Raw genomic sequence first — 13,091 nt, forward strand, 5'->3', positions numbered from 1 at the left:
AGCTGCCAAACCCCGGGGTTGCTAGAGCGCGTGCAAGTGGCCGCGGATCGCCTGGCCGGCGTCGTGCAGGTTCTCTCCTTCGAGCAGCACGAACGCCTGCCCGAAGGTCAGCTCATGGATCTGCGATGCGGTTTGCCCTAATTCGCGGGCGATCCGTGCGGTGCTGGCCCGATGGTCGCGCTGCAGGGAGGGGAAGACCAGGGAGAAGACCCGGGAGACCAGCTGCTGGTGCTCCTGGGCCGGTTCCAGCGCCAGCTCCTGGGACAACCACTGGTAGGCGCCCTCGCCCAGCAAGCCGCGGGCACGCGAATGCGCGAGGATCACCTGGGCCGGTGCACCGAACTGCTCTTCGAGTGCCAGCAGCTGCGGGATCTGCAGGGAATCGGAGACCCGCACCTGCAGGGACAGGGAGGGCAGGAGCAAGCGTGCCGCGAATTCGTCGGCCTCGCGTTCCGCGGCGGCCACCTGCTCGCGGTTCTCGCCCAGCGAGGAGTGCATCAGCAGATGCCCCAGCTCGTGGGCCATCGCCAGGCGCTGTGCATTGCGGCTGCCGGCGGCCAGGAAGATGAAGGCCTGCCCGTCTTCCCAGAAGCTGAAGGTCTTGACCGCTTCGAGCGAGGCCGGCAGGCTCAGCACCCGCACCCCGCGGGCTTCGAGCAGATGCAGCAGATCGGGCAGCGCGCCGCATCCCAGATCCCATTCGGTGCGCAGATGCGCGGCGGCATCTTCCGGGGTGAAGCCGCACAGCTCGGGGATCCCGGTGTGCGGGAGCCGGAAGTTCCGCGTGATCAGGTTGTAGAGTTCCACGCCGTTGCGGCCCAGCGCGGCCGCGGCGACTTTCTGCGCGGTGCTGGTGCGGCGCGGGGAGCGGAAGAAGATCCGCTCGGTGTCGATGCCCTGGGCCGCGGGAAGCCGGAAGAACTGCGGCGCGCAGCCCAGCGCATCGGCCAGCGCAAGGGAAAGATCCTCGGGAGCATGGGCGAGTTCGCGCTCGCAAATACCCAGCGAGGCGGCCAAGGCGGACCGGCTCAGCGCTGCACGTTCGCGTGCCAACCTGATTCTGGTCGGTTCCAAAGTCATGAGGTTCCTGCAATCTTCCAAAAGGCGATCTTGATCGTCTAATGACCTCAGACTAGTGGCCTATGCCACAAAGCACCAATTGCGTGCAGCTTCGTGAAGTAACACGCTCTGACTTGCGAAAAGGCTCGCAGGCGGTGCCTGCGAGCCTTCGTGGCGCTAGATCTTGCTGGCCGCTTCCTTCAGCACGGTGCGCAGGATGGATTCGATCTGGTCGAACTCCGGCTGCCCGATCGTGATGGGCGGAGCCAGCTGGATGACCGGGTCGCCGCGATCGTCGGCGCGGCAATACAGTCCCGCCTCCCACAGGGCCGGGGAGAGGTACCCGCGCAGCAGGCGTTCGGACTCCGCGTCGCTGAAGGTCTCCTTGGTCGCCTTGTCCTTGACCAGCTCGATCCCGTAGAAGTAGCCGGCGCCGCGCACATCGCCGACGATGTCCAGATCGGTGAGCTTGGACAGCGTGGACTTGAACGCGTCGGCGTTGTTCTTGACGTTCTCGTTCAATCCTTCCCGCTCGAAGATGTCCAGGTTCGCCATCGCCACCGCGGCTGCCACCGGATGCCCGCCAAAGGTGTAGCCGTGGTAGAAGGTGGTATCGCCCTTGGTGAAAGGCTCGAACAGCTTGTCGGAAACGACCATCACGCCCAGCGGGACATAGCCACTGGTCAGCGCCTTTGCCGAGGTGATGATGTCCGGGACGTAGCCGAAGTCGTTGCAGGCGAACATCGAGCCGATGCGGCCGAACGCGCAGATGGTTTCGTCGGAAACCAGCAGCACATCGTATTCGTCGCAGATCTCGCGGACCCGGTCGAAGTACCCCGGTGGTGGCGGGAAGCAGCCGCCGGAGTTCTGCACCGGTTCAAGGAAGACCGCCGCCACGGTGTCGGCGCCCTCGAATTCGATGGCTTCGCGGATGCGCTCCGCGGCCCACAGCCCGAAGTCCTTCTCGTTGTCCGCGAACATCTGCGGTGCGCGGTAGAAGTTGGTGTTCGGCACGCGGAAGGTGCCGGGGACCAAAGGCTCGAACGGGGTCTTCATATCCGGCAGCGAGGTGATGGCCAGGGCTCCCTGAGGGGTGCCGTGGTAGGCCAGGGCGCGTGAAATGACCTTGGTTTTGCCCGGCTTGCCCTTCATCTTGAAATGCTGCTTGGCCAGCTTGAAGGCGGATTCGACCGCCTCGCCGCCGCCGGTGGTGAAGAAGACGCGGTTCAAGTCGCCCGGTGCATAGCTGGCCAGGCGCTCAGCCAGGTCGATCGCCGGTTCGTGGGCGTAGGACCACAGCGGCATGAAGGCCAGCTTCTCGGCCTGCTTGGCCATGGCTTCGGCCAGTTCGGCGCGCCCGTGCCCCGCGTTGACCACGAACAGCCCGGCCAGGCCGTCGATGTATTCGCGCCCGGCATCGTCGTAGATCTTGTGCCCCTCGCCGCGCGAGATGATCGGAACGTGCGCGCCGTTGGAAATTCCGGAGTGCCGGGCCATGTGCATCCAAAGGTGATCGCGAGCGGCTTGCTGGCGATCGGTACCACGTGGTGTGTTCATCGTGTTCCCCAGTTGTATTCCTGTTTTTTGAGTGAAAGGTAGGTGTACGTATTGGTGCTGACCACGCCTTCGAGCCCGCGGATCGTTCCGATCACGCGCAGCAGGTCCTCATCGTTCGAGCAGATGACCTCCGCGAGTATGTCCGAGCTGCCGGCGGTGACCACGCAGTAGTCGACTTCCGGAAGTTCGGCGATCCGGTCGGCGGTGCCGCTGATGTCGCTGGCGGCGACGACGCCGATCATGGCCTGGCGGGTGAAGCCCAACTCCAGCGGGTTGGTGACTGCGACGATTTGCACGACGCGGCTCTCGACCAGCTTCTGCACGCGCTGGCGCACAGCCGCTTCGCTCAGGCCCACTGCCTTGCCGATGGCGGCATAGGAGCGCCGGCCATCTTCCTGCAGCTGCTCGATGATCTCCTTGGAAATTTCATCAATGGCCTGTGCCGTATGCGAGGGCAGCGTCATATCGACCTCCTAGGTCTAAGGGACTTTCCACAGACCCTACCGTCACTGATTCAGTTGCGAAAGGGGTATTTTTGAAAGTTTTCAGTTTTCGTAACGTAATTTTTACAAGGAAACTTGCGTTCGGGTCTTGTTGGACCTGTGCATTGCTGGCAGGATGAACGACAACACTTTCATGTGTGGCCGATCACATTCGTCGTTAGGATTCCAGCCATGTCGCACTCGCAACGCCGACTTCCGCAAGACCCCCAAGTCCGCGCACTGGTCCAAGCCATGAGCCAGCGCAGCTACTCCCGCCGCAGCGTGCTTTCCGCGGCCGGCGCATTGGGCCTGACCGGGCTGCTCGCAGCCTGCGGCACCGGAGGAAGCAGCACCAAAGCCGCACCGTCGATCGAGGACATTTCCGCAAATGACCCCACCGTGAACTGGGCCAACTGGACCCTGTACCTGGATTACGACGACGAGAAGAAGACCTACCCGACACTGGATGCGTTCACCAAGCAGACCGGCATCAAGGTCAACTACCGCGAGGATATCGACGGCAACGACACCTACTACGGCAAGGTGCAGGGCCAGCTCAAGGCAGGCCAGGACATCGGCCAGGACATCATCACGATGACCGACTGGATGGCCGGCCGCATGATCCGCCAGGGCTACGCCCAGGAGCTGGACCTGGCGAACATCCCCAACTCGGCCAACCTGCTGCCCAATCTGAAGGACGTGGACTTCGACCCGGGACGCAAGCACTCGCTGACCTGGCAGTCCGGCTACGCCGGCATCGCCTGGAATAAGAAGGCATTCCCCAAGGGCCTGAAATCCGTCGAGGACCTCTGGGATCCAAAGCTCAAGGGCCGTATCACCGTGCTCGATGAAATGCGCGACACCATCGGCCTGCTGATGCTGCACAACGGCGTGGACATCGCCGGCCAATGGGGCGAAAGCGAATTCGGCGCCGCTGCCGACGTGCTGCGCGAGAACATCGGCAATGGCCAGATCCGCCAGGTCAAGGGCAACTCCTACAAGGAGGACTTCGTCTCGGGCGATGCGATCGCCGGCATCGTCTGGTCCGGCGATATCGTCCAGATGAACTTCGAGAACGATGACCAGTGGGAGTTCGTGATCCCCGAGGCCGGCGGCACCCTGTGGAGCGACAACCTGATGGTCCCGGTGGCCTCGCCACGCAAGGCCAACTCCGAGAAGCTCATGGACTTCTACTACGACCCGGCCGTGGCCGCGCAGGTCGCAGCCTACGTGAACTTCATCTGCCCGGTGGTCGGCGCCCAGGAAGAAATGGAAAAGATCGACCCTGACCTGGTCGGCAACCCGCTGATCTTCCCGACCGATGAGGATCTGGCCAAGGCACATGTCTTCCGCTCGCTGGAAGCGGATGAAGAGACCGCGTTGAACTCTGAATTCCAGAGTGCAATCGGCGCCTAGAAAGCGGGGAACACCATGACTCGCCAACGAGCCATCAACTGCCAGCGCCTGCCCAAGGGCCACGGTTCGGGCCCGGCCCGCGCCAGGGACGTCGTCAACCGGGCAACCTCCGCACGTGCTGTACCGGCAGCAGAAACCGATTTCCACAACCAGTTCCAGGAAGTGATAGGGGCATGACAACCTTGGCAACGCGTACCGAAACCACTGCCACCGGCGCGGATCTGCACCTCTCGGGCATCACCAAGCGCTTTTCCAGCTTCGTGGCGGTCAAGGACCTGGATTTGGTGGTCCCTTCGGGCACCTTCTTCGCCCTGCTCGGACCCTCCGGTTGCGGCAAGTCGACCACCCTGCGCATGATCGCGGGCCTTGAGGTCCCCAGTGAGGGCAGCATCTCGATCGGCGGCCAGGACGTGACCGCGCTGGCCAGCCACCAGCGTCCGGTGAACACCGTGTTCCAGTCCTATGCGCTGTTCCCGCACATGAGCGTGCTGGAAAACGTGGCCTTCGGGCTCAAGCGCAAGAAGGACAAGCAGGCGATGGAGAAAGCCAGGGCCGGGCTGGACCTGGTGGAGCTCGGGCACCTTGCCAATCGCAAGCCGATCCAGCTCTCCGGCGGGCAGCAGCAGCGCGTGGCCCTGGCCCGGGCGCTGGTCAATCGCCCGCAGGTGCTGCTGCTCGATGAGCCCCTCGGGGCACTTGACATGAAGCTGCGCCGCCAAATGCAGCTGGAGCTGAAGAACATCCAGACCGAAGTCGGCCTGACCTTCATCCACGTCACCCACGACCAGGAAGAGGCCATGACCATGGCCGACGTGGTCGCCGTGATGAACGGCGGACGGATCGAGCAGATGGGCCCGCCGCGCGAACTCTACGAATTGCCCAAGACCGCGTTCGTCGCGAACTTCCTGGGCAAGTCGAACCTGATGCGCGGCACGGTCACCGGCAATGACGCCGGCATGCTCAGCGTCATGGTCAACGGCCAAGCCATCTTGCTGCCGGCCGACCGCGCCGTGCAGGCCTCAGGGGAGGTGGTCGTCGGGGTGCGCCCGGAGAAGATCACGATCTCGCGCGATGGCTATGCGGGAGAGAACCGCTTGTCCGGCACCGTGGTCGACGTGTCCTTCACCGGCACCACCACCGAGTACCTGGTCGAGGTGGACGGGATCGGCACGCTCGGGACCTTCGCGCAGAATCGCGGCCAGCAGCCTGCTGCCGAAGGCGACACCGTGTACCTGTCCTGGGAAGCGCAGCATTCCTTCGGACTGGCCGGTGCCGAGCACGAGGATGCCGGAGTTGACCAGCCATGACGGTCATGACCAAGAAGGGCATCGTCGACCTGCGCAGCCCCGAGGAGATCCGGGCGGAGCGGCGCAAGGGCCGCACCGGCGTCTACCTGATCGCCCCGGGCATGCTGGTGCTCGCCCTGTTCTTCGCGCTTCCGGTGGTAGTCCTGCTGGCAATGAGCCTGTACGTGAAACCCGAGGGCGGGGAAATCGGCGAATTCGTGCCGGGTTTCGAAATCGGCAACTACGCCACGGTGCTCGCCGCCTACTGGCCCGAGCTGCTGCGCTCCTTCGGGTTCGCGCTGATCGCCACCGTCCTGGCCTTGCTCATCGGCTTCCCGATGGCCTACCTGGTGGCAGTCCGCTTGCGCGAGAAGACGCTGCTGCAGGGCATCTTGCTGGTGCTGCTGATCGCCCCGTTCTTCTCCAGCTTCATTCTGCGCACCCAGGCCTGGAAGCAGATACTGGCCGATGAGGGGTTCATCGCCCAAACGCTGAAATTCCTGGCGATCCTGCCAGCCGACGGGCACCTGACTGCCACGCCGTTCGCGGTCGTCGCGGGCCTGACCTATAACTTCCTGCCGTTCATGGTGCTGCCGATCTACGCTAACCTGGGCCGGCTGGACACCCGCCTGCTCGAGGCCTCGGGGGATCTGTATGCCAGCCCGGTGACCTCCTTCTTCAAGGTGACGCTGCCGATGAGCGCCCCGGGCGTCTTCGCCGGCACCCTGCTGACGTTCATCCCGGCCGCCGGCGACTACGTGAACGCGGCCCTGCTGGGCAATAACCGCAATACTACGATGATCGGCCAGATCATCGATTCCAGATTCTTCAAGGTCATCGATTACCCGGGCGCCTCAGCGTTGAGCTTCGTGCTGATGGTCTCGATCCTGGTCCTGGTCACGATCTATATCCGCCGCTTCGGGACCAAGGAGCTGATGTAGCATGAAGCAGAAAATCGGACGCTGGTTCATCCCTGCTGTCGGCGGGCTGGCTTTCATCTACCTCCTGGTACCGATCGCTTACATCTTCGTGTTCTCCTTCAACGATGCCGGCCGCACCAACCTGGACTGGCGCGGCTTCACCCTGGAGAACTGGCAGAACCCCTGCGGCGCTCCGGCGGTCTGCGAATCGCTGGTGCACTCGCTGCAGGTCGGCACGGTGGCCACGATTGCCGCTACCGCCTTGGGCACGCTGATCGCCATCGGCCTGGTCCGCTACAAGTTCCGGTTCCGCAAGCTCACCGATGTGCTGATCATTTTGCCGTTGGCTACGCCGGAGGTCGTGCTCGGTGCTTCGCTGCTGGCACAGTTCCTGAACCTCGGTTGGGAACTGGGCTACGCCACCATCGTGATCGCCCACATCGTGTTCTGCATGTCCTTCGTGATCGTCACCGTCAGGGCTCGTGTCTCCTCGCTGGATCCGCGATTGGAAGAAGCGGCCGCCGATCTCTACGCCTCGCCGCGTGCGGCCTTCTGGAAGGTGACGTTCCCGCTGCTGCTGCCAGGCATTGTGGCCGCCGCGCTGTTGTCCTTCGCGATGAGTTTTGATGATTTCATCATCACGAATTTCAACTCCGGCACCTTCCAGACCTTCCCGAAGTTCATCTATGTGGCAGCTACCCGCGGCATCCCGGCCCAGGCGAATGTCATTGGTTCGGCGATGTTCATCCTTGCCCTGCTCGTGGTGGTCATCGGACAGGTGATCAGCTACCGGAAGAAGAAACAGCTGGAGAATTCCTAGGTTCCAAAGGCCCGCGCTCTTCAGCGCGGGCCTTTGGCTTGCCAGCTGGTCAAAAAGCAGGGATCGTCACTAGCGTGAGCGGTACCCAGCTGGCTCCTTGCACCCTCTGGGACCTGCACGTTGTTGGACTGGCGCTAGGCCTCCGGCCGCTTGCTGCTCTTGCGGTGATTTGCAGGACCATTGCCTGCAGGATGCAGCCGAGTCCAAAGGCCATTAGGGTGGCTGGCGGAACGAAATATTGGCAGAGAGCCGAAATGCGGGCATCTGACATATAGTAAATACTTAGCTTTACAATATATGGTCTACAGGTTGATACCTTGCTGGCCTGTAGGTGCAGGTCTATGAACGATTGGAAACTTCATGAGCGATAAGCCAGTTTGGCTCTCCGGGCCTGAACGCGACGCCTGGCTTGGACTGCATGCTGTCATGACTTTGCTTCCGGCGGCCTTGGATTCCGATCTGCAGGGCCTGGAAGGCATCACGCTTTTCGACTACCACATGCTCGCCATGCTCTCCGAGGCCAAGGACCATCAGCTGACCATGACGACGCTGGCTTCGCACACCAGTGCTTCGCTTTCGCGACTGTCGCATGTGGTCAAGAAGCTGGAGAAGCGCGGCTGGGTCACCCGCGAGCAGTCCGCAGAAGATGCCCGTGTGAAAATCGCCTCATTAACGCAGGCCGGATGGGAAGCCGTGCAGCAGATGGCGCCTCACCACGTTGCCTCGGTGCGCGGTCTTCTCTTCGATACCCTTGATGACAAGGACGTTAACGATCTCACGCGGATCGCACGCAAAATTACAACTTCGCTTGATGCGGATCATTGGATCCTGAATTCGGAAAACCTCGATTTGGAACACTGAGGAATTCTCGATAAGCTAATCAGGCGTTAATCGCGTGTGTTGTTATGCCGTCTAACAGCAGAACAACTGCGCGTTGCCCGTAATACCGAATATCGTGGCCGACTGAGTACGGGGAAATTGCTCGACCGGTTGCGAAGTTCACCGACTTACATACTTTAAGGCTCTTCGGTTGGTTCTCACCCAGCCTGGTTACCTTCCTAGTGTGCAGTATTAACGGTGTTTCACTGGTTGGCGGGACTCATAACGCAGAAGCGGTGTCGATATTTTGGTATGGGCACTGTGCGCGAGTACCGCCGAATTTTACTACTAACTAACTGAGGAGTGATCATGGCAGCTGTTTGCCAGGTAACCGGTACTACTCCGGCCTTCGGACATAGCATCTCCCACTCGCACCGTCGCAACAAGCGTCGTTTCGATCCGAACATCCAGAAGAAGACCTACTACGTGCCTTCCCTGCGCCGTAAGGTGACCCTGACCCTGTCGGTCAAGGGCATCAAGGTCATCGATGCTCGCGGTATCGACGCTGTAATTGCTGACCTGATTGCGAAGGGTGTGAAGCTCTAAAAATGGCAAAGAAGGATAAGGACGTACGTCCGATCATCAAGCTGAAGTCCACCGCTGGAACCGGTTTCACTTACGTAACCCGTAAGAACCGTCGTAACAACCCTGACCGCATGGTCATGAAGAAGTACGACCCAGTCGTCCGTAAGCACGTTGAATTCCGAGAGGAGCGCTAAGACATGGCCAAGAAGTCCAAGATCGCAAAGAACGAACAGCGCAAGGTCATTGTCGAGCGTTACGCTGCAAAGCGTCTCGAATTGAAGAAGACCCTGGTTGATCCAAACGCAACCGACGAAGCTCGCGAAGCTGCACGCGTAGGCCTGCAGAAGCTTCCACGCGATGCTTCCCCGATTCGCGTTCGCAACCGCGACGCAATCGACGGTCGCCCACGCGGCACCTTCCAGAAGTTCGGTATCTCCCGTGTTCGCTTCCGCGACATGGCGCACCGTGGTGAGCTTCCGGGCATCACCAAGTCTTCCTGGTAAGACCTGCAAGTCTTTTGACTTAGCAAGCCGCCTTCCCTTTCGGGAAGGCGGCTTCGCCTTTTAACGCCGCCACCACCGGCGTTTCACCGGTGCTTTCTCTGCCACCGGTGCAGGTTCTGCCGCCCGGCGTTCCTGCCAACCAAGCACCTCTGCGGTGGAATCGCGCAAAGCGGTGATCACCGGCGGGCCGCCAAGCAGCTGCCGCCGCGCCTCGATAATGCGGGCATTGAAATCCTCGATATGCTCACGCACGGCCCGCTCGGAGGGCAAGCGGTCCAAGGTCTGCTCCATCTGCTCATCTTCCACCCGCAAGGTCAGCGCTGGTGGGCCCAGCCCGGTAAGCTGCTCGCGGCGCATCATGGACTTCAGCCACCAGTCGGGATCGTCATTGCTGGTGATATGGTCGATCTTCTGGCCCGAGAGGGCAAGATTGTCGAAGTCCCCGCGGGCGAAAGCCTCATCGAGCACGGAGTTGGCCACTTCCCATGCCTCGTCCTCGGCATGCAGCTGCAGCGGCGTCTTCTGCTTCTCGACGGGAGCCATCCCGGTGGCCTGCGCATACTCGTCCACCGGCAACGGCTCGCTGTCCTGCTTCATCTTGTACCGGGCCGCATTCAGTGCGGCATCCTCGCTGTGCTCCATCTTCCAATGATCCCACCGTGCGCCTGAGCCCGGCAACGGCACTGGGACTTTCCGAAGCAATTGATGGGGGAGCTGGGAAGATAAAATCATTCCCTTCGGGTTCGGGCGCCTCGCCAAGGATTCAGTGCCCAGCAAGCGGCTGCGAGGTGGCTGGAGATCGCTATAAGCGGCCATGTCCCACCCGCAATCGAGCATTATCCCTGTAGTAGCGTGTATTCCATGAAGCCAGCGACGCGCTATCCGAGACCCGCAACTGACATCTACGCGAACCGGCAGCGGTGGGCGCCGCTGGGCCAAGGCAAGACCGTTGTGGTGACCGGCGCGAATAGCGGCCTTGGCTTCTTCGCGAGCCTCGGCTTGGCGCGAGCCGGTGCGCAAGTCATCCTGGCCTGCCGCAACCAGAGCCGTGCGGAGCATGCCATGGAGCAGATCCGGCTGCGCGTACCGGCGGCTAGCGTGGAATTCATGCAGTTCGACTCCTCGCGCATGGAATCCGCAATGGGACTGGCAGCTGAACTGCGCAATCGGCCATTGGATGCGCTGATCGCCAATGCAGGGGTCATCCGGGCGCCGCAGAGCCGCGTCGAGGGCCTGCTGGGCCATGAGCTGACCATGAGCACGAATTTCATCGGGCATGCGCGGCTAGTCGGCGAGCTGGCCGAACGCTTCGCCCAGCCGCTGCGGTTCATCGGGCTGGGATCGATGTCCACCCGGATGCTGGCTACCGATCCGCAAAACCTGGCCTTGACCCGCGACTACCATCCATACCGTGCCTATGCGCAGTCCAAGGCGGCAGTGCAAGCCTTCACCTTGGCCCTGGACCACCGGCTGCGCCAGCTGGAACTGCCGGCTCGCGCGCTGGCCATCCACCCGGGGTATTCGCTTTCCGGGCTGACCCCGCAGGTGCCCAACATCAACGAACCGGACTTTGCCAAGCGGCTGATTGGCCAATTGCAGTCCAGTTTCGCGCAGGGCAAACATGAAGGTGCGGTGGCATTGGTCGAAGCGGCATTGGCGCCGGAACTCGAAGACGCGCCCCGAGGCAGCTACTTGGGGCCGAAATACCTCACGAAGGGTCCAACGGCACTGGCCAGCCCGGCGAAAGCGACCCGCGGCAAGGAGCTGCAAAGCAAAGCCTGGGAACTTTTCGTGGAGGCAAACGAAGGCCTCGATCCGTTCGCGCTGTAGGTCCCGGGTGAACTTTCACACCCTTGATTTGGCGAAAAATCAGCAGAATCCGCAAGATGATGCACTTTTTGTCGCTTTCAGCTGGTAAGTTCAACTCTTGATAAGTCCGTGCGACCGTGCGGCGTTCGGGGCCCGGAAGAGGGCTTTGGATCACTAGTCCAGGAGGACCATACATTGGCTATGAACCGTAGCGAACTTGTTGCTGCTGTTGCAGCGAAGACCGAAAACTCCCAGGTTGCCGTTAATGGTGTTCTGGATGCAGTCTTCGAGGTTTTCGTCGACCAGATTTCCAAGGGTGAGAAGGTGTCGATCCCAGGTTGGTTGGCTGTAGAGCGCACCGATCGTGCAGCTCGCACCGGCCGCAACCCACAGACCGGTGAAGCAATCCAGATTCCTGCTGGCCACTCGGTCAAGCTGACCGCTGGGTCGAAGCTGAAGGCTGCTGTAGCCAAGAAGTAAGCTTCCGCTAGAGCTTTGCGCAAGGCCCGCTGTCCGTTCCCGGATTGGCGGGCCTTGCGGCGTTAAGGAACGTTGCAAAAGCCTTCATTGAACCCAAAAATGCTGCCGTTGAGCCAAGAAATCTGCAATTAGTTGAAAAAATCCCGGTTTTCCGCCTGTTTTCCGCAGTTCTGGGGCGAAACGTTTGATATGTTCTCACTGGTAAGACCGTGCGACCGTGCGGCGTTCGGGGCCCGGAAGAGGGCTTTGGATCACTAGTCCAGGAGGACCATACATTGGCTATGAACCGTAGCGAACTTGTTGCTGCTGTTGCAGCGAAGACCGAAAACTCCCAGGTTGCCGTTAATGGTGTTCTGGATGCAGTCTTCGAGGTTTTCGTCGACCAGATTTCCAAGGGTGAGAAGGTGTCGATCCCAGGTTGGTTGGCTGTAGAGCGCACCGATCGTGCAGCTCGCACCGGCCGCAACCCACAGACCGGTGAAGCAATCCAGATTCCTGCTGGCCACTCGGTCAAGCTGACCGCTGGGTCGAAGCTGAAGGCTGCTGTAGCCAAGAAGTAAGCTTCCGCTAGAGCTTTGCGCAAGGCCCGACCCGCTCCGGAGAAATCCAGGAGGCAGGGTCGGGCCTTCTGCTTTATCGGAGCACCGTTTGAGGCGCTCTTCTACTTCGCGTAGAATCAGCTTCGATCGTAGAACTCCGCGAAGAATGGCTGCCCATCGTGTCACAGAAACCCGCAACCCGCGTTATCCGCGGCTGGTTGGCGGCAAGCGTGTGCACCTGGACAGCCTTTGCCGCGCACGCCCACAGTGCGCCTACAGCGCTATCGGTGGTGGCCATGGTGCTCATTACCTGCGTCTCTGCGGCTATCGGCGTCGTGCTGGTGGGCCGGAAGTTCTCCCTGTGGGCGACCAGCCTGGTCGTGCTGCTCAGCCAGGGGCTCTACCACCTGAGCTTGTCGGTGATGAGCCACCAGGGCGGCGACATTTCCGGTCTGGAACACGCGCACCATGCGGGGCGCAATCCAGCGCTGGCGCAGGACATCACCGCGCAGTACGCCAACGTGCATACCGAATCGATGCTCTACGCCCACGTGCTGGCCGCGATCGCCAGCGTACTGGTGCTCTACGGCGGTGAACGCCTGCTCAAGGCCATGGCCGGCTGGCTCACCCTTTCAACGGCCCGGCGGATCCTCTCGCGCATTCGCGTGCAGGTACCTGCTGCCCGGCCGCTTCGTGCCTACTTCCCCTTGCGTTTCCAACTCAAGCTGGCGCAATTGGGAAGACTGCCGGAGCGCCGCGGTCCGCCCTGCTTCATTCTTGCTGCCTGAGTAAAGAATTGAAGCGCCCCGCAAGGGG

General features: G+C 61.6%; 17 protein-coding genes. 13 read left to right on the plus strand and 4 right to left on the minus strand.

What is annotated here, in order from left to right:
* Positions 1–21: 21 nt before the first annotated feature.
* The 3 genes from EDF61_RS05630 to EDF61_RS05640 form a co-directional block, all read right to left on the minus strand.
* On the minus strand, positions 22–1,080 hold the full coding sequence (locus EDF61_RS05630) for an ImmA/IrrE family metallo-endopeptidase (RefSeq protein ID WP_133833536.1): 1,059 nt from the start codon (positions 1,078–1,080) through the stop codon (positions 22–24).
* Between the two features lie 156 nt (positions 1,081–1,236).
* Complete coding sequence (locus EDF61_RS05635) at positions 1,237–2,616, minus strand: aspartate aminotransferase family protein (protein WP_105657045.1); 1,380 nt, start codon at positions 2,614–2,616, stop codon at positions 1,237–1,239.
* Positions 2,613–3,080, minus strand: coding sequence for an Lrp/AsnC family transcriptional regulator (locus EDF61_RS05640; RefSeq protein ID WP_105657044.1), 468 nt, complete (start codon positions 3,078–3,080; stop codon positions 2,613–2,615). Before EDF61_RS05640 ends, EDF61_RS05635 begins: the two co-directional genes overlap by 4 nt.
* Before the next feature lie 210 nt (positions 3,081–3,290).
* Between EDF61_RS05640 and EDF61_RS05645 the strand changes: the two genes are divergently transcribed.
* The 9 genes from EDF61_RS05645 (at position 3,291) to rpsN (ending at position 9,447) form a co-directional block, all read left to right on the plus strand.
* Entirely contained in the window at positions 3,291–4,514 is a 1,224-nt protein-coding gene (locus tag EDF61_RS05645; protein WP_105657043.1) for an ABC transporter substrate-binding protein, read from the plus strand.
* A 15-nt stretch (positions 4,515–4,529) separates the two neighbouring features.
* The gene (locus EDF61_RS18735; protein ID WP_166650709.1) at positions 4,530–4,691 is read left to right on the plus strand and encodes a hypothetical protein; all 162 of its coding nucleotides are present in this window, start codon (positions 4,530–4,532) and stop codon (positions 4,689–4,691) included.
* Positions 4,688–5,821: an ABC transporter ATP-binding protein gene (locus EDF61_RS05650; protein WP_133833537.1), complete on the plus strand. Its 1,134-nt coding sequence runs from the start codon at positions 4,688–4,690 to the stop codon at positions 5,819–5,821. The genes EDF61_RS18735 and EDF61_RS05650 overlap by 4 nt, the downstream gene beginning before the upstream one ends.
* Positions 5,818–6,741, plus strand: a complete 924-nt coding sequence (locus EDF61_RS05655; RefSeq protein ID WP_133833538.1) for an ABC transporter permease — start codon at positions 5,818–5,820, stop codon at positions 6,739–6,741. The genes EDF61_RS05650 and EDF61_RS05655 overlap by 4 nt, the downstream gene beginning before the upstream one ends.
* A gap of 1 nt (position 6,742) precedes the next feature.
* Positions 6,743–7,540 (plus strand): ABC transporter permease, encoded by a 798-nt coding sequence (locus EDF61_RS05660; protein ID WP_133833539.1) that lies wholly within the window; start codon positions 6,743–6,745, stop codon positions 7,538–7,540.
* Positions 7,541–7,900: 360 nt separating this feature from the next.
* Entirely contained in the window at positions 7,901–8,401 is a 501-nt protein-coding gene (locus EDF61_RS05665) for a MarR family winged helix-turn-helix transcriptional regulator (protein ID WP_105657039.1), read from the plus strand.
* 327 nt (positions 8,402–8,728) lie between these two features.
* The gene (rpmB, locus tag EDF61_RS05670; RefSeq protein WP_013349911.1) at positions 8,729–8,965 is read left to right on the plus strand and encodes a 50S ribosomal protein L28; all 237 of its coding nucleotides are present in this window, start codon (positions 8,729–8,731) and stop codon (positions 8,963–8,965) included.
* Between the two features lie 2 nt (positions 8,966–8,967).
* The gene (gene rpmG, locus EDF61_RS05675) at positions 8,968–9,138 is read left to right on the plus strand and encodes a 50S ribosomal protein L33 (RefSeq protein ID WP_013349910.1); all 171 of its coding nucleotides are present in this window, start codon (positions 8,968–8,970) and stop codon (positions 9,136–9,138) included.
* 3 nt (positions 9,139–9,141) lie between these two features.
* Positions 9,142–9,447, plus strand: coding sequence for a 30S ribosomal protein S14 (rpsN, locus tag EDF61_RS05680; protein ID WP_013349909.1), 306 nt, complete (start codon positions 9,142–9,144; stop codon positions 9,445–9,447).
* A 60-nt stretch (positions 9,448–9,507) separates the two neighbouring features.
* On the opposite strand, the gene EDF61_RS18740 is transcribed toward rpsN, so the two are convergent.
* On the minus strand, positions 9,508–10,089 hold the full coding sequence (locus EDF61_RS18740) for a DnaJ family domain-containing protein (RefSeq protein WP_166650710.1): 582 nt from the start codon (positions 10,087–10,089) through the stop codon (positions 9,508–9,510).
* Between the two features lie 219 nt (positions 10,090–10,308).
* On the opposite strand from EDF61_RS18740, the gene EDF61_RS05690 reads away from it, so the two are divergent.
* The 4 genes from EDF61_RS05690 (at position 10,309) to EDF61_RS05705 (ending at position 13,063) form a co-directional block, all read left to right on the plus strand.
* Positions 10,309–11,277, plus strand: a complete 969-nt coding sequence (locus EDF61_RS05690) for an SDR family NAD(P)-dependent oxidoreductase (RefSeq protein WP_105657037.1) — start codon at positions 10,309–10,311, stop codon at positions 11,275–11,277.
* A 174-nt stretch (positions 11,278–11,451) separates the two neighbouring features.
* Positions 11,452–11,736 (plus strand): HU family DNA-binding protein, encoded by a 285-nt coding sequence (locus EDF61_RS05695; protein WP_013349906.1) that lies wholly within the window; start codon positions 11,452–11,454, stop codon positions 11,734–11,736.
* Between the two features lie 275 nt (positions 11,737–12,011).
* On the plus strand, positions 12,012–12,296 hold the full coding sequence (locus EDF61_RS05700; RefSeq protein WP_013349906.1) for an HU family DNA-binding protein: 285 nt from the start codon (positions 12,012–12,014) through the stop codon (positions 12,294–12,296).
* A gap of 158 nt (positions 12,297–12,454) precedes the next feature.
* The gene (locus EDF61_RS05705; RefSeq protein ID WP_133833541.1) at positions 12,455–13,063 is read left to right on the plus strand and encodes a hypothetical protein; all 609 of its coding nucleotides are present in this window, start codon (positions 12,455–12,457) and stop codon (positions 13,061–13,063) included.
* Positions 13,064–13,091: the final 28 nt, after the last annotated feature.

The sequence above is a fragment of the Arthrobacter sp. JUb115 genome (assembly GCF_004365035.1).
Taxonomy (GTDB): Bacteria; Actinomycetota; Actinomycetes; order Actinomycetales; family Micrococcaceae; genus Glutamicibacter.